The organism is Streptomyces sp. CB02056 (assembly GCF_001905545.1).
Classification (GTDB): Bacteria; Actinomycetota; Actinomycetes; order Streptomycetales; family Streptomycetaceae; genus Kitasatospora.
Map to the genome: position 1 here is coordinate 559,762 of NZ_LIPD01000007.1, position 26,346 is coordinate 586,107.

A 26,346-nucleotide genomic window follows, 5' to 3' on the forward strand; every position below is an offset into this window, starting at 1 on the left:
GGCAGCCTAACCGGCGGCGCCCCGCGCCGACCAGGCCGCGCTCCAACCGGCCAGCTCGGCCGGTCGGTTGGTGATGATCCCGTCCACGCCCGCCGCCGCGAGCACCTGCCAGCGGGCGGGCCGGTCGACCGTCCAGACGTTCACCGCCACCCCGGCGGCGTGCAGTTCCCCGACCACGCCGGGGCGGGCGGACAGCGCGTCGTCCGCGAGGTTGTAGGCGGACAGGCCGAGGTCGCGGGCGACCGCCACCGGGTCGGCGTCCGGGGTGGAGCGCAGCAGGCCGAGCGGCAGCTCGGGAGCCAGCTCGCGGGCGTACCGCAGGGCGTCCACCTCGAAGCTCTGGACGAGGACCCGGTCGGCCATGCCGTGGTCGCGCACCTCCTGGACGATCCGGGCGACCTCGTCGCGGCTGTGCTGGCCCTTGATCTCCAGCAGCAGCCTGCCGCCGCGGGTGCGCAGGTCCTCCAGCTGGGCGGCCAGGGTCGGCAGCCGGGTGCCCGCGTACGCGGGGGCGAACCAGGAGCCGGCGTCCAGCGCGTCGAGCTGGGCGGCGGTCAGCTCGCGGATCCGGCCGGTGCCGTCGGTGGTGCGGTCCACCGTGTCGTCGTGCAGCACGTACGGGACGCCGTCCCTGCTGGGCTGGACGTCGTCCTCGATCCACTCGGCGCCGGCCCGCCGGGCCACCTCGTCGGAGACCAGGGTGTTCTCGGGCGCGGCGGAGGAGGCGCCGCGGTGCGCGTACACGGTCGGCGGCGCACCGGCCGGGCGCAGCCGGGCGGCGGACGGTCGTGCCGGTGTCCCGGTGAGCGCGACGGCGCCGAGGGCGGCCCCGAGCAGCGCGGCGACGAGGACGACCTGTCGGGTGTAGGGGTGCCGGGGGTGCCGTTGGGGTGTCATGTCCCGCACGCTACGGTCGGCGGGACGCGCCCTCGCCACCGACACCGGTGTGCCCGGCCGACATGACGACGGACGGCGGAACGCCCGGCCACCCCTCCCCCAACGCGGCCACCGCCCCCATCCTCATGGACATGTTCGAATCACTGGCGGTCAGGCCGGTTCAGTAGCGATCATGACCGGCATGACGTCCGACAGCACCGCCGCCACCCCCGCCACCACCGCAGCCGCCGCCGCAGCCGCCGCAGCCGCCGCAGCCGCCGCAGCCGCCGCCGGCACCTGGAAGCTCGGCGACCGCACCGTCCACCGGATCGGCTTCGGCACGATGCGCCTGCCGCAGACCGGCCCGGCACTCGTCCCGCACGCCGTCCCGCGCGACCGTGAGCAGGCGCTGCGGGTGCTGCGCCGCGCGGTCGAGCTGGGCGTCAACCACATCGACACGGCGGCCTTCTACTTCTCCCCGCTGCGCTCCGCCAACGAGCTGATCAACCGGGCGCTCGCGCCGTACGCCGACGACCTGGTGATCGCCACCAAGGTCGGCCCCGGCCGCGGCATCGACGGCGAGTGGGTCGAGCACGCCCGCACCCCCGCGCGGCTGCGCGCCCAGGTCGAGCAGAACCTGCGCCAGCTCGGCCGCGACCACCTCGACCTGGTGAACCTGCGCATCCTCGGCACCGACTCGGTCGCCGAACGCTTCGGCGCGCTGGCCGAGTTGCGCGAGGCCGGGCTGATCCGGCAGCTGGGCCTGTCCAACGTCCACCCGCACCAGCTCGCCGAGGCTCAGGCCATCGCGCCGGTGGTCTGCGTGCAGAACCCGTACGGCATCGGCGCCACGCCGGAGCAGGACGAGCTGCTGCGGATCTGCGGGGAGCAGGGCATCGCCTTCGTCCCCTTCTACGCGATCGCCGGGGCCGGACGGCAGGACGGCGCCGGGGAGGCCGAGCCCGCCCAGGTCCGGGCGGTGGCCGAGGCACGCGGGGCGAGCACCGCCCAGGTCCGGCTGGCCTGGACGCTGCACCGCGGCCCGCACGTGCTGGCCATCCCGGGCACCGGCGACGTGGCGCACCTGGAGGAGAACATCGCCGCCGGGGCGCTGCGGCTGTCGGCGGAGGAGCTGGCGCTGCTGGACGAGGCCCACGCGGGCCGGGCCCACGCGGACGCGGCCTCCACGGGCTGAGCCGGAACCGGGCGCGGCCCCCGGCGTGTCACTCGGGACGACATGATCTTCGTCCCTCCCGAGGAGCCCCACGGCATGACCGACACCGCCACCCGCTACCTCTACCTGGCCCGCCACGGCGAGGCCGAGTCCCACGGCGACGACAGCGGACTCACCGCCGCCGGGCGCCGGCAGGCCGCGCTGCTGGGCCGGCGGCTGGCCGGCCGCCCGGTCTCGGCGCTGCACCACGGCCCGCTGCCCCGGGCGGCCGAGACCGCGCGCCTGGTCGCGGAGCAGCTGACCGGCGTGCGGCCGGAACCCTGCGAGGAGGCCGGGGACTTCGTTCCGTACGTGCCCGCGCGGAACGAACTGCCCGACGAAAGCGCGCGGTTCCTGCTGGACTTCCTCGCGGGCACCACGGCGGCGGAGCGGGAGGAGGGCGCGGTGCTGGCGCGGCGGGCCGTCGAACGGTTCACCGGGCCGGTGCCGGGCCGCGAGGAGCGGCACGAACTGGTCGTCACCCACGCCTTCCTGGTCGGCTGGCTGGTCCGGCACGCCCTGGACGCCCCGGCCTGGCGGTGGCTCGGCGTCAACGCCGCCAACGCGGCGATGACCGTCCTGCGCTACACGCCCGGACGGCCGCCCGCCGTCCTGCTGCTGAACGACCAGGGCCACCTGCCGGAGGAGCTGCACTGGACCGGCTACCCGCCCCAGTACCGCTTCTGACGATCGGTCAACCATCGCTCAAGGGAGGCTCGAAGGCCCGTCGACACGAATATGCAGACCGGTCTACTATCGCCGCATGGGAGTCAAGGGTGAGGAGACCCGGGCCCGGCTGATCGCCGGCACCAGGGAACTGATCGAGGCGCAGGGCTACTTCGGGACGGGACTCAACCGGATCGTCGCCGCCACCGGCGCCCCGCGCGGCTCGCTCTACTTCCACTTCCCCGGCGGCAAGGACCAGTTGGTGGCCGCCGCGCTCACCCAGGCCGGCCAGGAGGTCGAGGCGCTGCTCGCCTCCCTGGCCGGTGAGGGCGCCGACACCGTCGCCCTCGCCGGGCGGCTGATCGACGCCTTCGCCGAACGGCTGGAGCGCTCCCGGTACACCAGCGGCTGCCCGATCGCCACCGTCGCCCTGGAGGTGTCCGGCACCAACGAGGCGCTGCGGGCGCTCTGCGCCGAGCTGTACGCGGGCTGGCAGCGGATCCTGGCCGACCGGCTGGAGGGCGAGGGCTTCGGCCCGGCGCAGGCCCGGGTCGCCGCCGGGCAGACCCTCGCCCTGGTGGAGGGCGCCGTCCTGCTCGCCTCCGTCCGGCGCGACCCCGAACCGCTGGACCACGCCCGGCAGGCCGTCCGGCGGCTGCTCGGCGCCACGCAGGACCACGCAAGCGCCACCTGAACCCGAACACCGGACGGGCGACGGGCCGGCCGGACCGGGGACGACGGCCTGCGGAGCGGAGCCTCAGCGGCCGGCCGGATCCCGGTAGACGAGGTCCCCGTCCTGCCGGGCGGCGAGCTCCGTGATCAGGCCGTGGTCGGGCGACAGCGCGCACGCGGGATCGGTCCGCCCCGGGTCGCCGGTGAGGGCGAAGGCCTGGCAGCGGCAGCCGCCGAAGTCGACCTCCCGGAGGGCGCAGGAGGCGCAGGGCTCGGGCAGCCAGTCGGTGCCGCGGTAGGCCCGGAAGGCCGACGACTCGGACCAGATCCAGGCGAGGGCGTGGTCGCGGACGTTCGGCAGGTCCAGTGGGAGGTCGTAGGCGGCGGGGCAGGGCAGGACCCGGCCGTCGGGGGCGACGGTCAGGGAGACCGCGCCCCAGCCGCCCATGCAGGGCTTGGCGACGCCGTCGAAGTAGTCGGGGACGACCCAGACGAGTTCGACGCCGGTCCGCCGCCGTCGGCGCTCGACCGCCTCCCGGGCGCGGTCCAGCTGGTCCCGGGTGGGCATGAGGGCGGCCCGGTTGGCCAGTCCCCAGCCGTAGAACTGCGCGTTGGCGAGTTCGATGCGCACCGCGCCCCAGGCGATGCCGAGGTCCACGATCGCGTCGATGTCGTCGAGGTTCAGGCGGTGCAGGACGACGTTGAGGCCCAGCGGCAGTCCGGCCTCGCGGACCAGCGCGGCGGCCCGCTCCTTCGCCGCGAACGACCGGCGTCCGGCGATCAGCTCGGAGGAGGCGGCGTCGGCGCCCTGGACGGAGAGCTGGACGCTGGGCAGCCCGGCCGCGGTCAGCGCGGCCAGCCGCTCCCGGGTCAGGCCGAGTCCGCTGGTGACGAGCTGGGCGTAGATCCCGGCGCGGTCGGCCCCCGCGACGATCTCGGTCAGGTCGCGCCGCAACAGCGGTTCGCCGCCCGACAGGTGGACGTGCGCGACCCCGAGTTCACCGGCCTGCATCAGCACGTCAAGCCATTGACTTGTCGTCAGTTCCGCTCCACGGGAGGTGAGTTCGATCGGGTTGGAGCAGTACGGGCAGCGCAGAGGGCAGCCGTGGGTGAGTTCGGCCAGCATGGCCCAGGGCGGGTTCACCGCAGCCATCCCCGCTCCTTCAGGTCGTCGAGGAAGACCACGACGTCGTCGGCCCCCTCGACCGGGAACTCGGTGGTGATCTCCGGTACGGTCCGGGTGCCGTCGCACAGTCCGACGATCGCGGCCGCCTCGGCACTGAGGACGACGATGCGCTCCGGGACGACCAGCAGCGTGCTGTTCCGCACCGGGCAGTGGCGCAGCCGCGCGTAGCCGCTCAGGGCCGGTCGCCAGGTCACGCCGGGGCCCGTTCGACGGCGTCGAGGAGGGTCCACAGCAGCTCGCACTTGTAGGAGAGCGCCGCGATGGCGGCCTCCTGCTCGGCCCGGGTGCGGGCCCAGGACAGCACCAGGGACAGCGCCTCGTCGCTGTCCCGACGGCCCTGGCCGACGCGGGTCCTGAAGTAGGCGAGGCCCACGGGCTCGATCCAGGTGTAGTGGCGCTCGAAGGCGGCGATCCGGGTGGCCATCAGGTCCGGCGCGAACAGTTCGGTCAACGAGGCGGCCACGGCCTCCAGGGGCGTGCCGTGGCGGCAGAGGTTGACGTAGCCGTCGACGGCGAGCCGCACTCCGGGCAGCACCCCGCGGCCCGAGAGCAGGTCGGCGCGGTCGAGCCCGGCCGCCTCGCCGAGCCGCAGCCAGCGCTCGATGCCGCCTTCGTCGCCGTCGCCGCCGTCGTGGTCGGTGATCCGGCGGATCCACAGCCGGCGCAGGGCGGGGTCCTCCAGCTTGGCGAGGATCAGCGCGTCCTTGACCGGGATGTGCCGCTGGTAGTGGAAGCGGTTGAGGATCCAGGTGCGCAGCTCCTCCGGCAGCAGGAGCCCCTGGTGCATCCTCAGGTTGAAGGGGTGCCGGTGGTGGTAGCGGCGCTCGGGCACGGCCCTGAGCTCGCTCTCGAAGGTCGTCACCATGTGAGGACCGCTCCTTCCGCGGCCACCCCGAGGCCCCGGTCCGCCAGCTCCGCGTGGAGGGGGGAGTCCGGGTCGACGAGCGGGTTGGTGTTGTTCAGGTGGGTGTAGAGGCACCGGGCGGACAGGGCGGCGAGCCGGTCGCGGGTGGCGAGCACGGGCAGGTGGCCCATCCCGGTGGCGGACTTCGTGGAGAACCCGGCGGTGCGCGGCTCCTCGTCGTCCCAGAAGGTGCCGTCGACCAGGACCAGGTCGGCGTCCTCGCCGAAGCCGTCGGTCCAGACGCCGGTCGACGGCGCGTAGAGCAGTCCGCCCACCCGCAGGGCGCTCACCCAGTCCCCGTCGCAGGCGTCCCGGGCGTAGCGGGGGCGCTTGCCGGAGAGCGGTTCGAGCGCGACGCCGTCGAAGTCCCGCCAGCGCAGGCGGGTGTAGGGCGCGAGGACCTCGCCGAGGCCGAGTCCCTTGTGCACGGCGTCCCGTACCGCGTCGGTCGCCATGACCTCCAGTTCGTCGGCCTCGCGCAGCCGCGCCAGGCCGAGCGTGTGGTCGAGTTCGGCGTCCGTGAGGATCACGCCGGACAGCCGGGTGCGCCGGCCCTCGGGGTGCAGCCAGGGGCAGCGCTCGATCTGTTCGGCGATGTCCGGTGTGGCGTTCACGAGGTACACCCGGCCGGGCTCGGTCTCCACGGCGACGGACGCGTGCAGCCGTCGGCGCGACGGAACCGCGCGTGCCCCGGCACAGCCGGGGCACGCACAGTTCCACTGCGGGACACCGCCGCCGGCTGCCGTACCGAGTACGTGCAGTCGCACAGCGCTTCCTCCCTCTTCGAGTGGTGGTCCTACCGGTGCGGTGCGGTGGCCGCTACCGCTTGGCGAGGTAGTACGCCGAGACCTCCAGAGACGCCTCCACCACCTGGTAGCTCGGCTTGCGCCAACGGGCGCCTTCCGTCGGGGTGTTCGGCCGGTCGGTGGTGCGCTCCCGGGACTGCCGGGCACGCCTGGGCTGTTCCTCGTGACGGGTCATGACTGTCTCACCTCCGTGTCGGGGCTTCACTGCGTCGTGTTGTGGTCGTAGGGGACGGCGAGGATCGCGCCCGGATTCGCCAGGTGGGTGGTCGGGGTGCCGCCGTCGCCGCGGACCATGTGCTGGCCTTCGCTGTCGGTGGCGATGTACAGCGTCTTGCCGTCCGGGCTGAGGGCGACGTCGCGGTACCGGTTGACGGTCCGGAAGAGCTCCTCGTACTTCTTGCCGTCCTTGGAGAGCCGGAAGACGGTGCCGTTCTTCAACGAGGTGACGAGGACGTCGTCCCCGTACACCTTGAGGCTGCCGGGCGCCATGGTCGGCCAGCACATGTAGGCGGAGGCGGCGTCGGGGCAGACCGGCGTGGTGCCGAAGTTGTGCCCGCTCTCGACGGTCGTCCCGTACGTGCTGAGCGGGGAGACCATGTCCTTGGTGAAGTCCGTCTCCTTCGTCGTCGGCACCTCGGCCGGCGGCGTGTTCGGGTCCGGGTTGTAGGTGAGCTTCTCGCAACCGCCCTTGGCCTGCGACCAGTTGGAGTAGACGTACGCCTTGTCGTCCTTCCACCCGGCGACGTTGGGCCAGCCGTAGTTGCCGCCCTTCGTGATGAGGTTGAACTCGTCGTCGGTGAGCGGGCCGTTCTCGGCCGTGTAGAGGTCCTTGCCGCCGAAGTCCATCCCGTCCGGGTTGCGCATGCCGTAGGCGTAGATGTGGCTGCGGGCGCCGTTCAGCTCCGGGTTGTCGTCGGGGACGGAGCCGTCCGGGTTGATGCGGAGCACCTTGCCCTGGTACAGCGACCAGTCCGACGCGGCGACCTGGGCGGCGGTCGGCAGGTCCTGCGCGTGGTTCGGCAGACAGTAGTCGGCCATGTAGTTGTGGCCCTGGTCGCCGATCGAGTAGTAGAGCTTGCCGTCCTGTCCGTACCGGATCCGGGCCGACTGGTGCTGGTTGTGCCCCGGCAGCCCCGTCAGGATGGGCTGTTCGTCGGAGAGCTGGCCGTCCTTCGCGGTGTAGCGGACGATCTTCGTGGCCGAGTCGTTGCCGTTCTTGTAGGTGTAGGCGAGGTAGAGGTAGTCGCTGCCCTTGCCCTTGCCGAAGTCCGGGTGCAACGCGAAGCCCAGGACGCCGTCCTGCCCGTCCTGACTGTGGAAGGCCTTTCCCGTGAGGTCGAGGGCGGTGCTCTTGGCGCCGCTCTGCGGGTCGACCCGGGTGATCTTGAGCCCGGACTTCTCGCTGACCCAGAGCCGACCGTCGGGGGCGTAGGCGAGCTCGAACGGGTCTCCCAGCCCGTCCGTCACCACCTTCACCTGCGTCTGCGGTGCCTGGGCGGCCTGGGACTGGGGTGCCTGGGACTGCACGGGCTCGGCGGTGACGACAGCGGGCTTCTGCGCGGCGGTGCCGCCGGACGCCGCTCCCCCATTGTCGGAGCACGACGTGATCAGCGCGGCGGCGGGGATCAGGGCCAGTGCGACCGGGAGCTTTCTCATGATGCCTCCCACTCGTCGTGGCGACGAGTGTCTGGTTTCCGAATGACCGGATTCGGCGATTCCTACGGGGCCGGCCGCGCACGGTGCGGGCGCCCGGCGAGCGGGCCATCGCCAACGGTGGGGGGCGCCACCGGCGGCGTACGGCCGCCCGGCGTCCCGATCCTCACCGTAGGTCGGGTCCCCCGGATCCGCACCCCTCGTTGACCCGGTCGCGTGGCCCGGACGGCGGGGTCCTCCTCGACAGCAGCGCGGCGAAAAAGGCCGCGCCGGCGCGGGCCAGGATCACCGCGTGGCGCGGGCGCTTCGCATCCATCCGATCGCACCCCGGTCGTCGCAGCTGCGCTTGCCCCTCCCGTCCACGGCTTCCACTGGCATCATGGACGGGAGCTGACTCTTCGTCAGTTCCCCATCACGGGAGGCGGGATGGCGTTCCGGTTCCACTTCACCGGCGAGGATCTGGCGCGCACCAGGGTCGCGGGGGCGATGGCGGCGATGGTGGAACTGAACGTGGCGGTGCGCGTCCTGCGGGACCGCAACCACGAGGCGCGGTTCGGGGCCTGGCGGCGGACGGCGCGCGGGCGGCTGGGGCCGCAGGCCCGGATGGTCCTCGACCTGGTGCCGATGCACGGGGTGTCGCCCGGCTTCCTGAGTCCGCCGGGGGCCCGGAGCGTCGCGGAGCTGCTGGAGGGCGTCGCCGCCACGCCGGCCGGGCGGATCCGCGCGGACCTCGCCGACGCGGCGGCCACCCGTCCGCTACCCGGCTGGGCCCGTACGCTCGGCGAGGACCGTGACCTCATGCGCCGCCTGGTGGAGGCCCTCGGCCACGTCCACGACGTCCTGCTCGCCCCGTACCAGGCGTCCGCCGAGGACGCGTTGGCCGCGGACCGCGCGGTCCGCGGACGCGATCTGCTGCACGGCGGTGTGGAGCGGCTCTTCGAGCGGCTGCTGCCGGGCCGGATCCACTGGGAGGCCCCGGTGCTGCACGTCGAGCTGGCCTCCGGGCTGGACCGGGACATCCACCTCGACGGCCGGGGGCTGCTGCTGGTCCCGTCCGTCTTCGTCACGGGCGCACCCGTCGTGATCTACGACACCGAGCCACAGCCGATGCTGGTCCATCCCGCGCACCAGCCCACCGGAGCAGGGGTGTTGGCGGCGCCGCACGGGTCGTCACCGGCTCTGGACGCACTGCTGGGCCGCACCCGCGCCGCCGTGCTGCGGACCGTCGCGCAGCGGGAGGGCTGTACGACCGGGGACGTCGCCGCCGCCGTCCGAATCTCCGCGGCGAGCGCCAGCGAGCACGCGACGGTGCTGCGGGCGGCCGGGCTGGTCACCACCCTGCGGGACCGCAACACGGCGATCCACACCGCCACCGCGGCCGGGCTGACGCTCCTCGCCGCCGCTACGGGCTGAGGCCCGGCCCCGTGCGGGCGGGACCGAGGCTCACGCCCCGGTGCTGGACGGCGAGTTGACCCGCTGCGGCGCCGCGTCCGGGCGGCCGGTCTCCTCGGCCTCCCGGACGACCACCGCGTCCCCGGCGGCGGCCGCGCTCGCGAAGAAGTCCCGCAGCTCGCGCAGGTCGTGGACGACGAGCGCCGCCCAGGTCTCGGACCAGGGCGTCGGGTACCCGAGGTGCGCGGCCGTGCGGGCGAGCACGCTGTTCTGCTGGCGGACGAGTTCGCCGAGCGCCGAGCCGCGCAGGAAGGCGGAGGCCGCCGCGACCTGTTCGGGGCGCAGCACCGGCATGGCGCCGCACGGCAGTGCCCCGTCCGGTTCGTGCCGCCCGCCGCCGTAGACGGGCAGTCGGGCGGCCGGGTCGGGGTGCAGCCCGTTCTCGGTGAGCGCGAGTTCCATCAGGACGGCGGTGCGCCGCACGCCGAGGGCGAGCCCGGCGGCGGCCAGCCGGTCGTACCGGAGGTCGCGGTCGCGGGGCACGAGTTCGCCGAGTTCCTCCGGCGAGCAGGTGTCCACGGCCTGACCCGGCAGGCGGCGCCAGAAGTGATCCACACTCACCCGCCCAGCGTAACGAAGTCGCGGGGTGCCGATCCCGCGCCGAGCCGTTCAGACCTCGTCAAACCGGGGTTCGGGCCCCGTCAGGCCGCGTTCGGGCCCAGTCGGACCGCGTTCAGGCCTCGCCGGCGTGCCAGGCGGGCCATTCCCAGGGGCGGTCGGCCCAGTGGACCCGTTGGGGGTCGCGCGGGTCGAGGTCGGGGAAGAGCTGGTGGACGCGCGGCTCGAACTCCTCCGGTGCGAGCGGCTCCCAGCCGTGGCCCTCGAAGCGGACGAGGCGGTAGCGGCTGTCGGTGCGGAACTCGGCCACCTCGACCAGGGGGGTGGCCGTGCTGTTGGTCTCCATGCCCCCCAGCATGTGGCGCGGTGGCAATCAACGCCCGTCCAGACCCCTCTTCCGGGTCATGTCCCGGCGTCGGCGCGCTCGTTGAGCACGGCAAGGTTCTAGGGGGGCCGCTGGAAGGACGAGCACATGACTGGGCAGCCCACCGGAGGGCAGTGGCAGTGGCCGCAGAACGCTTGGCAGCCGCCGCCGGTTCCGACAGATCCGCTACCGCCGTGGTCCACCGCCACACCGCCGAGGCGCCTGTCGCGCAAGGCCTGGACGGCCGCGATGGTCGGCACGGGTGCCGTGCTGGCGTCCGTCCTGGCGATGTGCGGGCCGGGGTCGGGTGACGAGCTCAGCGTGGCGGCGCTGCCGGACGCCTCGCCCACCGCCTCGGACTCGACGGCGGCGCGGCTGCTGCCGGTCTCCCCGTCGCCGGTCACGCCGGCGCCGTCCCCGCTGCCGCCGCCCACCCCGGGCGCGGCGGTCCCGGTGGCCGGGCCGGGCACGGCGACGGCCGCGTCCGGTGCCGGGGGCAGCGCGACGCCCGACGCCCAGCACGCCTCGGCGAGTGCGCGCCCCAAGCCGGGGCACAGCCCGCACACCAGCACGCCGGCCCGTGGCCCGTCGGGCGCGCCCGCCCCGGCGAGTACCGGGGCGGGCGGCGGCCAGAACACCATCTGCGACCAGGCCGAGCGGGCGGGCCACTGGCCGCCCGGCTCGGACCAGGCCCGGGTCTGCCACAGCCTCTACGGCTGAACCGGCTGGCCCGGCAGCACCGGCTGAATCTGCTGGTCCGGCTGCACCGGCCGGTCCGACGTCGGCCCGGGAGCCGCAGGCGCGGCCGGAGCGCCCGGACCCGCCGGAGCCGCGGACGCCCCCGGGGCGCCCAGCAGCCCCCTGTCCAGCCGGGGCGCCAGCACCCGCGCCAGGGTGTCGGTGATGTGACCGGTGTCCCGGTACAGCACCACGCCCTCCAGCACGGCCGGGCAGGAGGGCCCGGTGCCGGGGCAGAGCAGCGGGCCGAGGTCGAGGGTCCGTACCCCGTACCGGGCGGCGAGCCCGCCGTCCAGTACGGGGTCGGGCTCGAAGGCGGTGTCGCGCGGGAAGAAGCAGGCGTCGGAGCGCCCGTCGGAGGCGGCCAGGCAGGTCGGGATGTCCTTGCCGGGCATCGGGGTGTCGCCGAGGTAGGCGAGCGGGGCGCCGAGCGCGGTGAGTCGGTCCAGGGTGCGGGTCCAGCCCTCGGTGCGCTCCTCCGGGCTGCCGTAGCGGTTGAGGCCCGCCATCAGGACCAGCCGCGGCTTGGGCCCGGAGGCCAGCCGGGTGAGGGTGTTCTCGCGCCAGCGGTCGCACTCCTCGAAGGTCCGGCCGAGCACGTTGTTGCGCACGGTGAGGGTGGCCAGCGGGCAGCCGGGCTTGACCAGGACCTCCAGGGCCCAGTGCCGCTGCTCGGCGAGGGCGAGGCCGGCGGAGATCCACTGCCCGGCGTGCGAGTCGCCGAGCAGCACGATCCGGTCGGGGCTGTCCTCGGCGCCGAAGAGGCAGCGCGGGCTGCTGTCGGCGTTGAGCGGGATCTCGCAGCCCTTGCCGGGCGGGAAGTCCTCCCGGGCCCGGGCGAGCGAGGGCGTCAGGGTGAGCACCCGGGTGCCGGGGGCGAGCAGGCCCGGGCCGTCGGCGGCTCCGGCGGGCGCCGCGACGGGCCCGGAGGAGGGGTCGCCGAGGGCGCGTACGGTGCCGCCGCCGAGGGTGAGCGCGGCGATCAGCGGGATGACCAGGGCGCTGGCGCCGACGGCGAGCCCGCGCCGGGGTGCCGGGCTGCTGCCGTACCGCAGCGGCTGTTCGACCAGCCGCAGGGTGAGCCAGGCGGGCAGCGCACTGGCGGCGGTGAGCGCGAGCAGGGTGGTCCAGGGCAGCGCGCCGTACCGGGCCTGGGCGATGGTCAGCACCGGCCAGTGCCACAGGTACCAGGCGTACGAGAGCCGTCCGGCGGCGCGCAGCGGGCGGGTGGCGAGCAGCCGTCCGGCGTCGGCGGCGCCGGGGCCGTCGTGCCCGGCGGCGTGTCCGGCGAGCAGGACGGCGGCGGTGCCGAGGACGGGCAGCAGCGCGGCGGTGCCGGGGAAGGGGGTGTCGCGGTCGTACAGGACCACCGGTGCGAGCACGGCCGCGAGGCCGAGCCAGCCGACCACCCGCAGCGACCACACCACCGGGCGCCGCTCGGCGCGGGAGAGCAGGGCCGGGCCGGCCAGCGCCGCGCAGGCGCCGGCCGCGAACTCCCAGAGCCGGCTGCCGGTGGAGAAGTAGGCGAGCGGCGCGGAGGTGGCCGTCCAGCGCAGGCAGAGCGCCAGTGAGACGCCGCCGACGGCCACCGTGGCGAGGGTGATCGCGAGGGTGCGGCGGCGCCCGTGCAGGTAGCGGGCGAGGCCGAGCAGCAGCACGCCCCAGAGCAGGTAGAACTGGTTCTCCACGCCCAGCGACCAGAAGTGCTGCAGCGGGCTGGGGTCGTGTTCGGCGGCCAGGTAGTCGGTCTGCTGGCCGACGAAGCGCCAGTTGGCGAACTGCCCGGCGGAGGCGATCAGGTCGCGGGCGAGGTCGGTGCCGCGCAGCGGGTCGAGCAGGGCGCCGCCGGCGACGGCGGTGGCGACCAGCACGGTGGCGGCGGCGGGCAGGATCCGCCGGGCGCGCCGGGCGGCGAAGTCCCACAGGCCGAGCGGGCGGCCGACGAGCAGGCCGGTGATCAGGAAGCCGGAGATGACGAAGAAGACGTCGACGCCGACGAAGCCGCCGGTCAGGCCGGGGACGGCGGAGTGGAAGGCGAGGACGGAGAGCACGGCGACGCCGCGCAGCCCCTCGATGTCGGGGCGGAAGGCGGTGCGCCGGCGGGCCTGCCCGCTCTCGGCGACGGTGGCGCGCTGCGGGGCGGCGAGTTCCCGGTCGACCCGGACGACGCCGGGCAGCAGGTCGACGCCTGGGCCGGACGCGGCGGAGGTCGGAGCGGAGGGCTGGACGTCAGCGGAAGAGGAGGACGACGACGGTGGTGGTACGGCCGTTGACACGGCGGTGCTCCTTGCAGGGCTGGCAGCGGTTTGTCGGGCCCGCCGGGCCGATGGGGCGGCCGGGCGGTGTCCGCGCCGGTGGGGCGACGCGCAAGGAAACGCAACAGGCAGGCGTTGCAGTGGAAGTGACGGTCCGTCAGAAGATCAGTGGGTCGGCCCAGCCGGAGGCCAGCAGCCCGCACAGCAGCAGCGCGGCGGTGACGGCGACGGCCTCGGCCCGTCCGAACCCGAGGTCGGAGCGGCCCGGTGCGGGCGCGGCGACCTCACCGACGGCGGCACCCTTGCCCCCGTTGGTCCCGTTCAGCAGCGGCCACAGCTCCCGGATCAGCGGGACCATGGTGTAGGTGGTGAGCGCGAGCAGTCCGGCGAGCGCCCAGTACGGCCGCCAGCCGTACAGCAGCGCGGCCCGGACCAGCCCGGCGGCGCCCGCGAGGACGACGAGCCCGAGCCAGGCGACCCCGATCCGGGCGACGGTGCGGGCGAGCGTGCTGCCGCCGGAGACGGCGCCGGTGGGCACCCAGTCTGCGGAGCGGCGGCGCAGCGCGTGCGCGATGGCGACCACGTGGCAGAGCCCGCCGAGGAGTTGGACCCGGGTGACCTCGAAGCGCCAGCGGGTGCGGGACATCGCGGGCAGCAGCACCAGGGCGACCCAGATCGGCGGCAGGAACGGCAGCACCTGCCAGGGCTGGATCTCCTCGGGCCGGAAGAACAGCATGATCAGGGCGGGCAGCGGTACGGCGAAGACGTTCACCGCGCTGGTGACGTAGCCGAGGATGCCGTTCCAGAAGCAGAGCCGGGCGGACTTCGGCAGCGGGCCGCGGCGGAAGTCCGGGTCGCGGACGAGCGCCAGGGAGCCGAGGCACCAGCGGTACTGCTGGCTGATGAAGGCGGGCAGGCCGGTGGGCGACATGCCCTTGGCGACCAGCGCGGGGACGTAGCGGGTGGACCATCCGGCGCGGGCGAGGGCGAGGCCGGTGTAGAGGTCCTCGCTGTGGTCGATCTCGGCGAAGCCGCCGATCCGCTGCAGCGCGGCGCGGCGGTACAGGGCGTTGGTGCCGCAGCAGACGGTGCCGTCCTGCGCGTCCCGGGAGGGCTGGATCCAGCGGTAGAAGATCTCCTGGGTCGCTCCCGCGGCGCGTTCGAGCCAGGACATGTCGGCGTCCGTGTCGAAGCACTGCGGGCTCTGCACGATGCCGACCCCGGGGTTGTCGAGGTAGGGCACCAGGTGGTGCAGGAAGTCGGGGCGCGGGCAGAAGTCGGCGTCCAGGACGGCGACGATCTCGCCGGTGCCCTCGGCCAGGCCGTGGTTGAGGTTGCCGGCCTTCTTGAACCGGCCCCGGTCGGGGCGGGCGTGGTAGCGGAAGCCGTAGGACTCGGCGAGTTCGCGCACCTCGGGGCGGCCGGCGTCGTCGAGGACCAGGACGGTCAGCTCACCGGGCCACTGGACGGCCGCGGTGTACCGGTAGGCGTTGTCCAGGACGGCCAGCGGTTCGCCGGCGGTCGGCAGCAGCAGGTCCACGCTCGGGGCGCGGGCGGGGCTCCAGGCGCGCAGCAGCAGGTCGTGCGAGTCGCGGGTGAAGCGCCGGGCGCGCTGGCCGTCGGTGAGCGAGAGCAGCCAGGTGGCCGCGTTGAGCACGGTGAGCACCAGGAAGGGCCAGAGCAGCGGCTTGCTGAGGGCGAACAGGCCGAGCGTGGCGGTGGCTCCCGCGTAGGAGAGGGTGGCGCAGAGCAGCACCCAGCGGCGCTGCGGGCCGAAGTACCAGTAGAGCTCCTCGTCGTCGGGCGGGCTGGGCAGCCGGTGGTCGTCGGGGTCCGCGGGTGTCCGGCGCGGACCGGTGTCGGGTGCGGGCATGGCGGTGCCATGGAGAACGGGCATGCGGAAATGGCCCCCCTGGGCAGCGGACGGAACGTGGCCGTTCGCACTCAGCCTCTCACATTGGCCTAGACCAATAATGAACGAGGTATGACATCTCCGCATCGCCCCAGCTCAGCGAGTTGACGGCAGATCACCTGCGGAAACCCGGTCCAGCGGAACTGAACCGAACCCCGAGGACGGGCCGTTTCCGAGGCCGTCAACCACCGGTACGACTACTGGTACGACCACCCGGACGACCCGGCGCCGGCTCCCGCACAGCCGTCAACTTCCGTACATGGACGTCAATTCCCGGCGGACTCCGCCTTCAACTCCTTGACGAGGTGCGCGAACCGGAGGTCCGGCCGCCGCGGGATGCCGAAGCGCTCGTCGCCGTACGGGAACGGGCTGAACTCGCCGGTGCGCCGGAAGCCGCGCCGCTCGTACCAGGCGATCAGCTCGGCGCGCTGCTCGATCACCGTCATCTCCATCGCGCCGACGCCCCACTCCTCGCCCGCCACCCGCTCCGCCTCGGCCAGCACGGCCCGGCCGATGCCGCCGCCCTGGAGCCCGGGACGCACCGAGAACATGCCGAAGTAGGCCAGCCCGCCGCGCCGCTCCAGCTGGCAGCAGGCGACCAGCTCGCCGTCCCGCTCGGCGAGCAGCACCACACCGTCGGGGTGGCCCACGGCCTCGGCGACGGCCTCCGGGTTGGTGCGCCGGCCGCCCAGCAGGTCCGCCTCCGTGGTCCACCCGGCCCGGCTGGAGTCGCCCCGGTAGGCGGACTCGACCAGCGCGACCAGCGCCGGGACGTCGGCGGGCGTGGCGGGCCGGAACACGGGCTCCCCGGCGGGCCGGGCGGAGTCGGTGGCGGTCTCGATCATGGGTGGTCTCTCCTCACGTGCAGGGGGCCGCCCGTGGTGGCCGGCCCGCGGGCATCGTGCCACAGCGCCCCCGCCGCACCCGGCGCCGCCTCCGCTGCCCGCCCCTCCCCCGGCCCCCTCCGCCGGCTCCTCCGTCGCCCCCGTCCCGGGGCCGGCCGCACCGGCAGAACCGGCAACGCCGGTTGCCGGTCCTGGCGTTCCGACCGAGGTGACGTGCGTTCACCATGTGAAAAAAGATGCCTGGTGGCGGTGCCAGGTACATGGCTACTCTGCGGTACGGCCGGTCAGACCCCGGCCGAACCGGGTCATTTCGACCTTCCCCACGCTCGGACCAGAGGAGTGCTCATGCCCCGCTCTTCCCGCTCCGCCCGCACCGCGGCCACCGCCGCGAGCACCGCCGCGGCCGCCAGACCGGCCCGCCGACGCCTGCCCGCACTGGCCGCCCTCGCCGCCGCGACCGCGCTGGTCGCCGGCGCCGCCGCCCCCGCGTACGCGGCCGACCCCGCCCCGGTCGCCCCCGTCGCCGAGGGCCGTCCCGGCTTCCACCCCGAGCAGGACTTCGCCGGCTCCACCGTCGCCGCCCGCGAGGGGCGAAGCACCGCCGCCCCGTTCGCCTCCCTCGCCGCCACCCAGACCCCGGGGCTGGACGTCTCCGGCTACCAGGGCAACGTCAACTGGTCCTCGGTGGCGGCCAACGGCGCCAAGTTCGCCTACGTCAAGGCGACCGAGGGCACCGGCTACACCAACCCGTCCTTCGCCCAGCAGTACAACGGCTCGTACAACGCCGGCCTGGTCCGCGGCGCCTACCACTTCGCGCTGCCGAACGCCTCCTCCGGCGCCACCCAGGCCAACTACTTCGTCAGCCACGGCGGCGGCTGGTCCGCCGACGGCAAGACCCTGCCGCCCGCGCTGGACATCGAGTACAACCCCTACGGCGCCACCTGCTACGGCCTCAGCCAGAGCGCCATGGTCAGCTGGATCCGCGACTTCAGCAACACCGTGCACTCCCGCACCGGCCGCTACCCCACCATCTACACCACCACCAACTGGTGGAGCCAGTGCACCGGCGACAACGGCGGCTTCGGCACCACCAACCCGCTCTGGATAGCCCGCTACGCCTCCTCCGTCGGCACCCTGCCGAACGGCTGGGGCTACCAGACCTTCTGGCAGTTCGCCGACTCCGGCACCTTCCCCGGTGACCAGAACTACTTCAACGGCGCGGCCGACCGCCTCCGCGCCCTCGCCCTGGGCTGACCCCGCGCAAGAACGTCGCCCCCGGCCTGGACCGGGGGCGACGTCCGGGATGTACGGATGTCCGGGCTCAGCCGTCGATGCGGTGCTGGCTCCAGAAGGAGCTCAGGTCCACCGTGGTGGCGGCCTGGGCCGCGGCCTTGAACTCCGCGGTGGTGGAGACGCCGTACCAGTGCGCCTGCGCGTAGTTCCGCAGCAGCGTGGTCATCGCGCTGTCGCCGATCGTCCGGCGCAGGTCGTGCAGGGCGCACTTGCCGTAGCCGTAGACGACCGTCGAGTAGCGCGAGGAGTTGGCGTCCCAGTACGCCATCGAGTTGGTGATCCGCTCCGCCGAGGACGCCCAGGAGACGCTGTTCCAGCAGCCGTTGCCGGTCTTGCCGAGGGCGAGGTCGGTGGCGTAGTCGGTGAAGGCCTCGTCCAGCCAGGGGCCGTTGTACTCGTCGTCGCCGACGATGCCGTACCACCACTGGTGGCCGATCTCGTGGGTGAGCGCCGTGGTGCTGACCAGGTCGAGGACGAAGCCCGGGTACTCCATGCCGCCGAACCAGAAGTTGTTGTCGAGCACCGCGTCCAACTCGCCGTACGGGTAGGCGCCGAAGCGCTGGGCGTGGGCGTCGACCGCCGAGGTCGCGGTGGAGAGCATCGACTGGGAGTCGGCCGCGCTGATGCCCGCCACCGAGTAGACGTTGACCTTCACCCCGGCGGCGGAGGTGCCGGAGATCCTCGTGAACGGCCCGGCGCCCCAGGCGAAGTCGCGCACCTTGCTCGCGGTCGCCTTGGTGACGGTCCGCCCGGCCGTGCCGGGGGTGTCCACCGAGGTGCCGGTCGCGGGCACCAGCAGACCGCTCGGGTGGTCCAGGGTGACGGCGAAGTCCGCGGCCACCGAGTAGAAGGACTCGCCGTTGTTGGTGTACGGGTCGAGGTGCCAGCCGGCCGCGTCCCGTATCGCCAGGACGGGCAGGGCGTTGCCGAGGAAGTTGTACGCGCCGTCGTGGCCGAAGCGGTCCGCGCCGCTCGGCACGGTGATGCCGAGGTCGAAGGCGACGGTGCCGCTCTGGCCCTGGGCGAGCGGGGCCGGCAGGGTGATCTTGAGCGCGGTGCAGTTCACCGTGAGCGGTGAGGGCGTGCCGCCGGTCACGTTGGTCACCGTGATCGGGGTGCTGGGGCAGCTGCCGTGGGCGTTGTCCCACAGCCGCAGGTACACCTCGTTCAGCGGGTCGGGCGAGGCGTTGGTGAACGTCACGCTCTCGTGCCCGGTCCAACTGCCGCCGGAGGAGTCGCTGGTGAGGCCGACGGTGTACGTCGGCGCGACCGGGGTGCGGGTCGGGTCGCCGGGCTGGGGCGACGTGCCGCCGCCGGAGACGTCCAGGGTGACGTCGTCCAGCACGAAGCTGGTCTGCAGGCTGGCGTCCTCGACGCCGGTGAAGGCGAGCGTCACGGACTGGCCGGCGAAGGCGGAGACGTCGAGCGTCCTGTGCACGTACCCGGCCTTCGCGTCCAGGTTGGAGTAGGTGGCCAGGGTGGTGGAGCCGAGTTTGACGGTCAGCTTGTCGTACGCGGTGCTGCCGGTCGTCTCGGCGGTGTCGACGTGCAGCCAGAACCCGAGCGTCGCGGTGCCGCACCCGGCGGGGAGGGTGACGGACTGCGAGAGCGTGTCGGTGTGGCTGGAGCCGTAGCCGTCGAGCCAGGCGTAGGAGCTGCCGGAGTGGGCGCTCTGGCCGGTGTCGGCGGTGATCGCGCCGCTCGGCGCCGACCAGGACGAACCACCGGACTCGAAACCGCCGTTGGCCACCACCTGGGCGGGTGTGCAGTCCGCGGCGCTCGCCACATTGGGGGTGGCGAGCGCCGCGAGGCCGGTCGCCGCGAACAGGGCGGCGCCGGTCAGGGCAGGCAGGAGTCTTCTCATCGGAGCCTCTCGTGGGGAGCGGGCCGGGAGCAGCAGCGTGACAGCAAACCCGCACCTTTGAAAGGCTCATGACATGAGACGCATACGCCTCACCCCACCCGACGGAAGCCCTACCGCAGCACCGGGAGCACCGCCTCGGCGCTACGGCCGGTCGCCGCCTCGATGAAGGCCACCGGGTCGGCCACCTCCGCCAGCAGGGCGCGGGTGAAGTGCAGCGCCCCCTCGGCGGGCGGCGGGCCGCCGACGGCCGCGATCAGGTCGAGCAGGTGGACGGTCGCCTCCATCAGCGCCACCTCGCCGAGCGCGCCGACCGTCACGCTGCCGAGCAGCGGGTGCGCCACCGTGGCCCCCGGCGGCAGGTCCGCGAGGCCGGCCAGCGCCGCCGGGCCCTCGACGCCGAACCGGGCGATCAGCACGGCGGGTTCGGCCACCTCGGCGGTCCGCTTCGCCGCCTCGGCGACCTGCCCGGCGGCGGTGTGGGCGATGCCGCCCGGCCGGTTGTAGGCACGCAGGATGCCGGCCCCGTCGGCCACCTCGGCCGGCGTGTCCAGGACGGCCGCGCGCAGCCCGGTGAACATCTCCGGCACCGGTGCCACGTGCGCGAACAGCTCCCGTACGGTCCACTCGGGCAGCCGGGTGGGACGGTCCCAGTCCTCGGCGGCCAGGGCCGCGCCCCGCTCCGCCCAGGAGGACCAGGCCTCCGCCAACAGCACGCGCACGGGATCGTTCTGACTGTTCATCGGCTCTCCTCGGGACGGTGATCACGGGATCGCCCCACGCTATCCCGGGCCCGCGGAAAGCCGTTTGCCACCCCCGCCCCGGGCCGTCACCATCGACCCATGACCGTCTCCGCCACCCGCCCGCTGCCCGTACCCGCCGCCACCCGCCCGGCCCCGGTCCAGCAGCAGCCCGGCCGCCCCCGGAGGCCCGACGCCCCCCGCGCGTGAGGGCCGCGCTGGCCGCGGGGCTGCTCGCCGGGCTCGGCGTGGCCGTCCCGGTGGGGGCCGTCGGGGCCTACCTGGTGTCGCTCACCGCACGCACCTCGCTGCGCACCGGCGCCTGCGCCGCCCTCGGCGTGGCCACCGCGGACGGGCTGTACGCCCTGCTCGCGGCGGCCGGCGGCACCGGCCTCGCACCGCTGCTCGAACCGGTCGCCCGGCCGCTGCGGATCGCCTCCGCCCTGGTGCTGCTCGCCCTGGCCGCCCGGACGGCCGCCACCGCACTGCGCGGCCGCTCCGGCCCCGCCGCCGGACCGCGGCCGTCGCCGCCCACCCCCGCCCGGGCCTTCCTCACCCTGCTGGGCATCACCCTGCTGAACCCGCTCACCGTGCTCTACTTCGCCGCCCTGGTGCTCGGCGGCGGCAGCCAGGACGGCGTCCCCGCCAGGGCCGCCTTCACCCTCGGCGCCTTCGCCGCCTCCGCCTGCTGGCAACTGCTGCTGGCCTCCGGCGGCGCCCTGCTCGGCCGGGCCCTCACCGGCCCGCGCGGCCGGCTGCTCACCGCCCTCGGCTCCGCCGCCCTGGTCGCCGCCCTCGCCGTCCGACTGCTGCTCGACTGAGGCCGGCGCCGGGCGTGGTGACCGGCGCCGCCGGGTCGGACGCGCTCAGCGACCGGGCGCCGGAAGGAGGTTGGCGAGCGGGTGCGGAGTGGCGTCACACACCGCGACCGGCCCCGCCACCCCGGTCGCCGCCCCCACCACCCCTCCCCCGGTCATCTGACCAGCGGGATCGGCAGCACCGCCGCCGCGCGGCCGCGCGCCCGTTTACGTCCTATTCCTCCCTTGTATCCTGGTTCTGTATCCGCTGAGTGACGTCCGCCGAAGACCCAGCCCGGCAGCGGGCCCCGCGCCCAAGCCGAGCCGACCGCCCGACGACGCCGCCACCGACCCGGAGGAGTGCGGAGATGGCCGAGCAGGACGCCCCCGAGAGGCGGGGCCGACTGAGCCGCCCGCTGGTACTGGGCGCCGCCGTGGCCCTGGTCGACCGCGAGGGCCTGGCCGCGCTGACCATGCGCAGGCTGGCCGCCGATCTCGGCGTGGAGTCGATGGCCCTGTACCGCTACACCCCGGGCAAGGAGGCGCTGATCGACGGCCTGGTCGAGGCCTACTTCGACGAGATCAACGCCCGGCTGCGGGCCGGCGCCGCCCGCGGCCCGCACGAGGACGGCTGGCGCGCCGAACTGCGCCGGATCGCCCGGGCGTTCGCCGCCACCGCGCACGCCCACCCCGAGATCCTGCCGCTGGTCGCGACCCGCCCGCTGGCCGTCCCGGTGGCCCGCCGCCCGGCCTCGGTGCTGGAGCTCACCGAGCACATCCTGGCCGTGCTCGGCCGGGCCGGCTTCGACGACGCCGGCGCGCTGACCGTCTACCGCACCTTCGTCGCCTGGAACCTCGGCTGCCTGCTGGTGGACAAGCGCCAGGTGGTCGACAACCCGAACGAGCCGGACCCGGCCCTGCGGCTCGGCCTGCACCGGCTGCCCGCCGCCGACTACCCCAGACTGCGCGCCCTGGTGCCCCGGTTCTCCGACTTCGACGACGAGGCCGAGATGCTGAGCGGCCTGGACAGCCTGCTCGACGGGATGCCCGAGCCGCCCCTTGACGGCTTCTACCGCGGCGACGCATCCTGAGGATACGAGGTACACGTCGGACATATCCGCTTGAATCCGGCACCGCTGAGCCGGCCGTGGGCCGCGCTCCCCCGGCGCCCGAGAAGAGGTCGCCATGTCCGCCGTTCCCACCCGACCGCCCCGACCCGACATTCTGCGCCTCCGCGTCACCGCCAGGGACCCGGAGGTCCTGCGCGCCCTGCTGCGCGAGGCCCGCCCCGACACCGGTGGCCGCCCGCACGTCGAACCGGACGGCAGCGTCGGCATCGACGTCTACGCCCCGGAGGACCGGATCGCCGCCCTCGAACGCGAGGGCGTCACCGTCACCCGGATCGGCAACGCCAGCGAGGCCGGCCGCGCCGCCCAGGCCGAGGTCGGCACCGGCGACCGGTTCGCCGCCGCCGACGCCGTCCCGCACGGCCTCGCCGCCAAGCCCGCCGGCTGACCCGGGAGGTCGTCATGCCGTACCTGAACATCACCGAGGTCGAGTCCGCCGTGGCCAGTCTGGCCACCGCCTACCCCGGCACGTCCGAACTGCTCACCCTGCCCGAGCCCTCCATCGAGGGCCGCACCGCCCACGCCCTCAAGATCGGTGCACCGGCCCCGGTCCCCAAGAGCTGCGTGATGATGATCGGCGGTGTGCACGCCCGTGAATGGGGCAGCTGCGAGATCCTCGTCCACCTCGCCGCCGACCTGCTGGAGGCCCAGCGCGACGGCACCGGCCTCGGCTACGGCGGCACCGTCTTCACCGCCGACCAGGTCCGGAACCTGCTCCAGCGGCTGGACCTGGTGCTCTTCCCGCTGGTCAACCCGGACGGCCGACTGTTCAGCCAGACCGCCGACCCGATGTGGCGCAAGAACCGCGACCCGGCCAACGCCGGGGGCAGCACGAACCCCGACTGCGTCGGCGTCGACCTCAACCGCAACTACGACTTCCTCTTCGACTTCGCCACCGCCTTCGCCCCGACCGCCACCCCGCAGGTGTCGGCCGACCCGTGCGACCAGCAGGTCTACGAGGGCCCGAGCGCCTTCTCCGAGCCCGAGACCCGCAACGTCCGCTGGCTGCTGGACCAGTTCCCGCGGACCGGGTGGTTCGTCGACGTGCACAGCTACTCCCAGGACATGCTCTACAACTGGGGCGACGACGAGAACCAGTCGGTCACCCCCGCCATGAACTTCCGCAACAGCCAGTACGACGGCAAGCGCGGCCTGCCCGGCGACGTCGCGTACGCGGAGTACATCCCCAAGACCGACGCCGACACCGCCGTGCTGCTCGCCGAGGCCTTCTGCCAGGGCCTGCACGGCGTGCGCGGCCTGGCGTACAAGCCGCTGAGCGGCTTCCACCTGTACCCGACCAGCGGCACCAGCGACGACTACGTCTTCGCCCGCCACTTCGTCGACCCCGAGCAGGGGAAGGTGCTCGGCTTCACCGTCGAGTGGGGCACGCAGTTCCACCCGCCGTGGGCCGAGATGCAGCGGATCGTCCTCGACGTGGACGCCGGGCTGGTGCGGTTCTGCCTGGCCACCGCCTGAACCCCTGCCCCGAAAGCCACAGTGCCCGACAGCAGGGCGCCCGCCACGACCGGTCGTGGCGGGCGCCTTGGGATGCGGGGTGCGCGGGTGCTCAGGCGGCCCGGTGGAAGAAGAACGGGTCGATGGACGGCGGCACCCGGGTGACCCCGTCCGAGCTGAGCAGTTGGTGGGTGGTGAAGTTGGCGTTGCGCTGGTAGGTCACGCCCACCGGGAAGTTGGCCCGGTCGGGGGTGTTGTTTCCGGCGAAGACGCCGTAGAAGTCCTTTCCGACCGTGACCATCCGGAGGTAGTCCCCCAGGTACGGCAGCTGCGTCCCGGCCGGCGGCACGTCGCCCGGGGCCTGGTGCAGCACATGGCTCTCCGTCGTCCCGAAGCCGTCGGCGGTCAGCTCCAGCACCGTCGACCACTGGTTGTGGACCAACTGCTGGTAGACCAGCCCGACCAGGCCGTCGGAGTTGACCGCCAGCGACGGGTTCTTGCCGTTGACCACGTCCGGGCGCGCCGCGGCCCAGGTCTGGCCCCGGTCCGCCGAGTGACGGCTGTGCAGCACGTAGTCGGTGGGGGCGGTTCCGCCGAGGTTGTCGCAGTAGGCGATCCAGACGCTGTTGGAGTCGGTGGGGTCCACGGCGACGGCCAGGTCCGCACCGGTGCGCTCCTGGCCCAGCGACCGCTGGTGCGGGTTGAACCGGGCCTTGCGGCCGGTGACCACGCGCTGGCCGACGTCGCCGACGGCCGAGTCGAGGAGGTCCTCGAAGGGGTTCGGTCCTACGCCGCCCTTGTCGTCACGGGTCATCACGACGTCGAAGGTGATCAGGGCCCCCGCGCCGGTGGCGGTCACGCTCAGGAAGGCGACGTAGATCGTGCCGTCCGGGTGCGCGGCGATCCGCACCGGCGGCCCGTCGAAGAGCGTGCCGGTGTGCCGGTCGAGCTTGACGGGCGCGAAACCGGCCGGAGCGGGCCCGGTGCCGGCGTCGTTCGAGACGTCCACGGTGGCGGTGCCGCCGGGCTGGGCGACGTCGTTGCTGCCGATGTACACCCGGTCGCCGCTGCCGCCGTTCGCCGTGACGGTGGTGGCGACGACCCAGGGCTGGTCCTCCCCGCTCCGGTCGACGAGCACGGCCATCGGCGTGCTCGCGGTGATGTCCGGCGCGCGCAGGATCTGCAGGTCGCCGCTCTGGCCGTTGAGGATGCCGGTGTAGAGCCGGCCCCCCGCCCCGCCGAAGCCGACGCTGATGTCCCCGGTGCCGAGTGCCCCGTTGCCCGGGACGACGCTGTTCAGCACCCAGGTGTCCCCGCCGTCCGTCGAGACGTAGACGGGGGCGAGCGGCCCGTTCATCGGGTCGGGGGTGAAGGCGGTCGCGACCATCTCCAGCGGGTTCTCCGGGTCGACCGCGAGGTTGGGCTCACTGTCCAGGTTGGTGTCGCCGCTCAGCGCCTTCGGGGTGATGTTGACGACCTTGATGGTGGGCATGTCGGCTCACCTCCGTTCCCGCAGCACGGCGAGCCTCTGCGCCGGCTGGTAGTCCTCGGGGTGGAGCAGCCGGTACGGCGCCCGCGCGGCGAGCTCGCCCCCGGTGGCGTGCAGCAGCCACAGGCCCAGCTGCCCGGGCGTCGGTTTGGGCACCGCGCGCCAGCGGATGTCCCCGCTGGCCGGGTAGAGCACGGTGGTCGGTCCGGGGGCTGCGCCGCCGGACTCGACGAGCGAGACATCGAGTGTGGCGCGCCACCAGTGCGGGTCGTGCTCGGAGTACTCGGCCAGGCCGAGGTCCTCCAGGCCGACCACGGTGGCGACCACGACGGCGTCCGCCTCGGCGGCGTGCGCGGCCAGGTCCTGGTCGCGGATCTCCCGCTGCACCGAGGAGAAGGGGAGTTCGTCGGCCGTGGTGGCGGCCAGCGAGACGTGCTGCCGGACGGCGTCGGCCGGCAGCCGGCCGACCTCGGCCACGCCCAGGCCCTCCCCGTAGACCATCCCCCTGGTGAAGAAGGCCGCCGTGTCGCCGACCTTCAACAGCTCGGCGTCGGTGGCCAGTTGGACGGTTACCTCGCTGCCGCCGAGCTGCCGGAAGGCCGCGGGTGCGTGCAGCACCTGGTCCACCCGGACCACGGCGGTCCGTTCGTTCCTGGCCTCGGCCGGCAGGGCGGCGAGCGAGGTGCCGCCGACCCTGGTGACGGTGCCGAGGAAGCTCAGCGGCGCACTCCGGACGAGGTCGGTCAGTCGGGGTGCGGCGGCTGGTGCGGTGTCGGTCATGACGGTCCTCCGATCCGCTCACCGCGCGGCGCGGACCGGGGCCGGGTGCGCCCGGCGCCACTCGGTCCGCGCGCCGAGCGCGCACCCGGCGGTGACGGCGGCCGCGAGCGCGACCACCAGCCACTCCGCGGCGCCGCTGCCGGCGTCCGGGTCGAGGCCGAGCAGCGTCTCGATCCACTGCGGCCACACCAGGGTGAGCAGGAACAGGAGCCCGGACAGCGCGCCGAGGGCCGTCTCCAGCCAGAATCGCGGGCGCACCGGGCTCGGTCGTCGATGGGCGGGGGCTTGTTGGGAAGGCATTGCCGCGCCTCCCCTCTCCCTCCACCCGGGCCGCGCCCGGCGCGCCACGCGCGCCGTCCCGGTGCCGCCGGGCCGCACGGGCCCCGCGACACGGCCGGCCGGACCGGCCCGGGTCGGGGTCTGCTCCCGTCGGCGCCGCCGGTCGGGGGCGTGGCCGCCGCGGGAGGGTGCTGCTGGGGGCGCGGCGCGGGGCCGCGCGGGGGGCCGTCTCTCGGGGCCGGGTGGTGCCGAACGTCGTCGGCGCCGTACGTCTACGAGGCACACGTACGAGGGACACGTACTGCGTATACGAGTCTGCTCGCCTCGTCGCAGCAGGTCAAGGGGCCCGGAGCGGCACGGGCAGCACGGGCGGCACGGGCGGCACGGGCGGCACGGGCGGCACGGGCGGCACGGGCGGCACGGGC

The 26,346-nt window shown here is 74.2% G+C and carries 27 protein-coding genes; 10 read left to right on the top strand and 17 right to left on the bottom strand.

The annotated features are described in order from the left end of the window. Positions 1-6: 6 nt before the first annotated feature. Positions 7-897 (bottom strand): glycerophosphodiester phosphodiesterase, encoded by an 891-nt coding sequence (locus AMK13_RS21345; protein ID WP_079272356.1) that lies wholly within the window; start codon positions 895-897, stop codon positions 7-9. 181 nt (positions 898-1,078) lie between these two features. On the opposite strand from AMK13_RS21345, the gene AMK13_RS21350 reads away from it, so the two are divergent. The 3 genes from AMK13_RS21350 (at position 1,079) to AMK13_RS21360 (ending at position 3,449) form a co-directional block, all read left to right on the top strand. Next, positions 1,079-2,071 (top strand): oxidoreductase, encoded by a 993-nt coding sequence (locus AMK13_RS21350; RefSeq protein ID WP_074003832.1) that lies wholly within the window; start codon positions 1,079-1,081, stop codon positions 2,069-2,071. A gap of 75 nt (positions 2,072-2,146) precedes the next feature. After that, positions 2,147-2,776, top strand: coding sequence for a histidine phosphatase family protein (locus AMK13_RS21355; RefSeq protein ID WP_074003659.1), 630 nt, complete (start codon positions 2,147-2,149; stop codon positions 2,774-2,776). Between the two features lie 76 nt (positions 2,777-2,852). Beyond that, positions 2,853-3,449 (top strand): TetR/AcrR family transcriptional regulator, encoded by a 597-nt coding sequence (locus tag AMK13_RS21360; RefSeq protein WP_074003660.1) that lies wholly within the window; start codon positions 2,853-2,855, stop codon positions 3,447-3,449. Between the two features lie 63 nt (positions 3,450-3,512). Here the strand turns inward: AMK13_RS21360 and pqqE are convergent, their stop codons facing one another. Genes pqqE through AMK13_RS21385 form a run of 6 tightly spaced genes read right to left on the bottom strand, consistent with a single transcriptional unit; the run spans position 3,513 to position 7,979 of the window. After that, a complete protein-coding gene (gene pqqE / locus AMK13_RS21365) occupies positions 3,513-4,580 on the bottom strand; it encodes a pyrroloquinoline quinone biosynthesis protein PqqE (protein WP_074003661.1) in 1,068 nt (355 codons plus the stop codon). Then, the gene (gene pqqD / locus AMK13_RS21370) at positions 4,568-4,807 is read right to left on the bottom strand and encodes a pyrroloquinoline quinone biosynthesis peptide chaperone PqqD (protein ID WP_074003662.1); all 240 of its coding nucleotides are present in this window, start codon (positions 4,805-4,807) and stop codon (positions 4,568-4,570) included. The genes pqqE and pqqD overlap by 13 nt, the downstream gene beginning before the upstream one ends. Further along, on the bottom strand, positions 4,804-5,478 hold the full coding sequence (gene pqqC, locus AMK13_RS21375; RefSeq protein ID WP_049654684.1) for a pyrroloquinoline-quinone synthase PqqC: 675 nt from the start codon (positions 5,476-5,478) through the stop codon (positions 4,804-4,806). Before pqqC ends, pqqD begins: the two co-directional genes overlap by 4 nt. Then, positions 5,472-6,284 carry a pyrroloquinoline quinone biosynthesis protein PqqB gene (gene pqqB / locus AMK13_RS21380; protein ID WP_049654682.1) on the bottom strand — a complete coding sequence of 271 codons (813 nt, stop codon included), beginning with the start codon at positions 6,282-6,284 and terminating at the stop codon, positions 5,472-5,474. The genes pqqC and pqqB overlap by 7 nt, the downstream gene beginning before the upstream one ends. Before the next feature lie 52 nt (positions 6,285-6,336). Continuing rightward, on the bottom strand, positions 6,337-6,498 hold the full coding sequence (locus AMK13_RS42005) for a pyrroloquinoline quinone precursor peptide PqqA (protein ID WP_107418802.1): 162 nt from the start codon (positions 6,496-6,498) through the stop codon (positions 6,337-6,339). Positions 6,499-6,524: 26 nt separating this feature from the next. Next, entirely contained in the window at positions 6,525-7,979 is a 1,455-nt protein-coding gene (locus AMK13_RS21385) for a glucose/sorbosone family PQQ-dependent dehydrogenase (RefSeq protein WP_074003663.1), read from the bottom strand. Positions 7,980-8,402: 423 nt separating this feature from the next. On the opposite strand from AMK13_RS21385, the gene AMK13_RS21390 reads away from it, so the two are divergent. After that, complete coding sequence (locus tag AMK13_RS21390) at positions 8,403-9,389, top strand: winged helix-turn-helix domain-containing protein (protein ID WP_074003664.1); 987 nt, start codon at positions 8,403-8,405, stop codon at positions 9,387-9,389. Between the two features lie 30 nt (positions 9,390-9,419). On the opposite strand, the gene AMK13_RS21395 is transcribed toward AMK13_RS21390, so the two are convergent. Further along, a complete protein-coding gene (locus tag AMK13_RS21395) occupies positions 9,420-9,989 on the bottom strand; it encodes a hypothetical protein (RefSeq protein WP_143204594.1) in 570 nt (189 codons plus the stop codon). Positions 9,990-10,101: 112 nt separating this feature from the next. Then, positions 10,102-10,332 carry a hypothetical protein gene (locus AMK13_RS21400; RefSeq protein WP_049654693.1) on the bottom strand — a complete coding sequence of 77 codons (231 nt, stop codon included), beginning with the start codon at positions 10,330-10,332 and terminating at the stop codon, positions 10,102-10,104. A gap of 126 nt (positions 10,333-10,458) precedes the next feature. Here AMK13_RS21400 and AMK13_RS21405 point away from each other — a divergent pair, with 126 nt between their 5' ends. Continuing rightward, on the top strand, positions 10,459-11,070 hold the full coding sequence (locus AMK13_RS21405; protein ID WP_143204595.1) for a hypothetical protein: 612 nt from the start codon (positions 10,459-10,461) through the stop codon (positions 11,068-11,070). On the opposite strand, the gene AMK13_RS21410 is transcribed toward AMK13_RS21405, so the two are convergent. The 3 genes from AMK13_RS21410 to AMK13_RS21420 all read right to left on the bottom strand — a co-directional run bounded on the left by AMK13_RS21410 (position 11,061) and on the right by AMK13_RS21420 (position 16,100). Then, positions 11,061-13,364 (bottom strand): acyltransferase family protein, encoded by a 2,304-nt coding sequence (locus AMK13_RS21410; protein WP_074003667.1) that lies wholly within the window; start codon positions 13,362-13,364, stop codon positions 11,061-11,063. The two genes, AMK13_RS21405 and AMK13_RS21410, sit on opposite strands and share 10 nt — an antisense overlap. 136 nt (positions 13,365-13,500) lie before the next feature. Further along, positions 13,501-15,240 carry a glycosyltransferase family 2 protein gene (locus AMK13_RS21415; protein ID WP_338016312.1) on the bottom strand — a complete coding sequence of 580 codons (1,740 nt, stop codon included), beginning with the start codon at positions 15,238-15,240 and terminating at the stop codon, positions 13,501-13,503. A 281-nt stretch (positions 15,241-15,521) separates the two neighbouring features. Next, entirely contained in the window at positions 15,522-16,100 is a 579-nt protein-coding gene (locus tag AMK13_RS21420; RefSeq protein WP_049657166.1) for a GNAT family N-acetyltransferase, read from the bottom strand. A gap of 345 nt (positions 16,101-16,445) precedes the next feature. Here AMK13_RS21420 and AMK13_RS21425 point away from each other — a divergent pair, with 345 nt between their 5' ends. Then, complete coding sequence (locus AMK13_RS21425) at positions 16,446-17,354, top strand: lysozyme (protein WP_079272333.1); 909 nt, start codon at positions 16,446-16,448, stop codon at positions 17,352-17,354. Positions 17,355-17,421: 67 nt separating this feature from the next. Here the strand turns inward: AMK13_RS21425 and AMK13_RS21430 are convergent, their stop codons facing one another. Both AMK13_RS21430 and AMK13_RS21435 read right to left on the bottom strand, forming a co-directional pair. Further along, the gene (locus AMK13_RS21430) at positions 17,422-19,257 is read right to left on the bottom strand and encodes a M1 family metallopeptidase (RefSeq protein WP_074003668.1); all 1,836 of its coding nucleotides are present in this window, start codon (positions 19,255-19,257) and stop codon (positions 17,422-17,424) included. A 110-nt stretch (positions 19,258-19,367) separates the two neighbouring features. Then, the gene (locus AMK13_RS21435) at positions 19,368-19,997 is read right to left on the bottom strand and encodes a maleylpyruvate isomerase N-terminal domain-containing protein (RefSeq protein ID WP_074003669.1); all 630 of its coding nucleotides are present in this window, start codon (positions 19,995-19,997) and stop codon (positions 19,368-19,370) included. Between the two features lie 203 nt (positions 19,998-20,200). Here AMK13_RS21435 and AMK13_RS21440 point away from each other — a divergent pair, with 203 nt between their 5' ends. From AMK13_RS21440 to AMK13_RS21455, 4 genes are all read left to right on the top strand, one after another. Further along, the gene (locus AMK13_RS21440) at positions 20,201-20,815 is read left to right on the top strand and encodes a LysE family transporter (protein ID WP_074003670.1); all 615 of its coding nucleotides are present in this window, start codon (positions 20,201-20,203) and stop codon (positions 20,813-20,815) included. Positions 20,816-21,159: 344 nt separating this feature from the next. After that, the gene (locus tag AMK13_RS21445) at positions 21,160-21,882 is read left to right on the top strand and encodes a TetR/AcrR family transcriptional regulator (protein ID WP_049658718.1); all 723 of its coding nucleotides are present in this window, start codon (positions 21,160-21,162) and stop codon (positions 21,880-21,882) included. 94 nt (positions 21,883-21,976) lie between these two features. Next, a complete protein-coding gene (locus tag AMK13_RS21450; RefSeq protein ID WP_049658719.1) occupies positions 21,977-22,306 on the top strand; it encodes a hypothetical protein in 330 nt (109 codons plus the stop codon). Positions 22,307-22,320: 14 nt separating this feature from the next. After that, positions 22,321-23,394: a M14 family metallopeptidase gene (locus AMK13_RS21455; protein WP_074003671.1), complete on the top strand. Its 1,074-nt coding sequence runs from the start codon at positions 22,321-22,323 to the stop codon at positions 23,392-23,394. Between the two features lie 91 nt (positions 23,395-23,485). Here AMK13_RS21455 and AMK13_RS21460 read toward each other — a convergent pair whose 3' ends face one another. The 3 genes from AMK13_RS21460 to AMK13_RS21470 are packed head-to-tail and all read right to left on the bottom strand — an operon-like array spanning position 23,486 to position 25,942. After that, a complete protein-coding gene (locus tag AMK13_RS21460; RefSeq protein ID WP_049658722.1) occupies positions 23,486-24,865 on the bottom strand; it encodes a hypothetical protein in 1,380 nt (459 codons plus the stop codon). Between the two features lie 6 nt (positions 24,866-24,871). Beyond that, positions 24,872-25,642 carry a hypothetical protein gene (locus tag AMK13_RS21465; protein ID WP_074003672.1) on the bottom strand — a complete coding sequence of 257 codons (771 nt, stop codon included), beginning with the start codon at positions 25,640-25,642 and terminating at the stop codon, positions 24,872-24,874. A gap of 18 nt (positions 25,643-25,660) precedes the next feature. Next, entirely contained in the window at positions 25,661-25,942 is a 282-nt protein-coding gene (locus tag AMK13_RS21470; protein ID WP_049658726.1) for a hypothetical protein, read from the bottom strand. Positions 25,943-26,346 lie beyond the last annotated feature (404 nt).

Excerpts from the sequence above, each read along its gene's own strand:
- AMK13_RS21400 (WP_049654693.1), bottom strand. The coding sequence starts at position 10,332 with ATGGAGACCAACAGCACGGCCACCCCCCTGGTCGAGGTGGCCGAGTTC.
- AMK13_RS21465 (WP_074003672.1), bottom strand. The coding sequence starts at position 25,642 with ATGACCGACACCGCACCAGCCGCCGCACCCCGACTGACCGACCTCGTC.
- pqqE (WP_074003661.1), bottom strand. The coding sequence starts at position 4,580 with ATGGCTGCGGTGAACCCGCCCTGGGCCATGCTGGCCGAACTCACCCAC.
- AMK13_RS21355 (WP_074003659.1), top strand. The coding sequence starts at position 2,147 with ATGACCGACACCGCCACCCGCTACCTCTACCTGGCCCGCCACGGCGAG.
- AMK13_RS21360 (WP_074003660.1), top strand. The coding sequence starts at position 2,853 with ATGGGAGTCAAGGGTGAGGAGACCCGGGCCCGGCTGATCGCCGGCACC.
- AMK13_RS21430 (WP_074003668.1), bottom strand. The coding sequence starts at position 19,257 with ATGAGAAGACTCCTGCCTGCCCTGACCGGCGCCGCCCTGTTCGCGGCG.
- AMK13_RS21415 (WP_338016312.1), bottom strand. The coding sequence starts at position 15,240 with ATGCCCGTTCTCCATGGCACCGCCATGCCCGCACCCGACACCGGTCCG.
- pqqC (WP_049654684.1), bottom strand. The coding sequence starts at position 5,478 with ATGGTGACGACCTTCGAGAGCGAGCTCAGGGCCGTGCCCGAGCGCCGC.
- AMK13_RS21405 (WP_143204595.1), top strand. The coding sequence starts at position 10,459 with ATGACTGGGCAGCCCACCGGAGGGCAGTGGCAGTGGCCGCAGAACGCT.
- AMK13_RS21425 (WP_079272333.1), top strand. The coding sequence starts at position 16,446 with ATGCCCCGCTCTTCCCGCTCCGCCCGCACCGCGGCCACCGCCGCGAGC.
- AMK13_RS21390 (WP_074003664.1), top strand. The coding sequence starts at position 8,403 with ATGGCGTTCCGGTTCCACTTCACCGGCGAGGATCTGGCGCGCACCAGG.
- AMK13_RS21450 (WP_049658719.1), top strand. The coding sequence starts at position 21,977 with ATGTCCGCCGTTCCCACCCGACCGCCCCGACCCGACATTCTGCGCCTC.
- AMK13_RS21445 (WP_049658718.1), top strand. The coding sequence starts at position 21,160 with ATGGCCGAGCAGGACGCCCCCGAGAGGCGGGGCCGACTGAGCCGCCCG.
- AMK13_RS21345 (WP_079272356.1), bottom strand. The coding sequence starts at position 897 with ATGACACCCCAACGGCACCCCCGGCACCCCTACACCCGACAGGTCGTC.
- AMK13_RS21470 (WP_049658726.1), bottom strand. The coding sequence starts at position 25,942 with ATGCCTTCCCAACAAGCCCCCGCCCATCGACGACCGAGCCCGGTGCGC.
- AMK13_RS21385 (WP_074003663.1), bottom strand. The coding sequence starts at position 7,979 with ATGAGAAAGCTCCCGGTCGCACTGGCCCTGATCCCCGCCGCCGCGCTG.
- AMK13_RS21460 (WP_049658722.1), bottom strand. The coding sequence starts at position 24,865 with ATGCCCACCATCAAGGTCGTCAACATCACCCCGAAGGCGCTGAGCGGC.
- AMK13_RS42005 (WP_107418802.1), bottom strand. The coding sequence starts at position 6,498 with ATGACCCGTCACGAGGAACAGCCCAGGCGTGCCCGGCAGTCCCGGGAG.
- AMK13_RS21420 (WP_049657166.1), bottom strand. The coding sequence starts at position 16,100 with ATGATCGAGACCGCCACCGACTCCGCCCGGCCCGCCGGGGAGCCCGTG.
- AMK13_RS21455 (WP_074003671.1), top strand. The coding sequence starts at position 22,321 with ATGCCGTACCTGAACATCACCGAGGTCGAGTCCGCCGTGGCCAGTCTG.
- AMK13_RS21435 (WP_074003669.1), bottom strand. The coding sequence starts at position 19,997 with ATGAACAGTCAGAACGATCCCGTGCGCGTGCTGTTGGCGGAGGCCTGG.
- AMK13_RS21350 (WP_074003832.1), top strand. The coding sequence starts at position 1,079 with ATGACGTCCGACAGCACCGCCGCCACCCCCGCCACCACCGCAGCCGCC.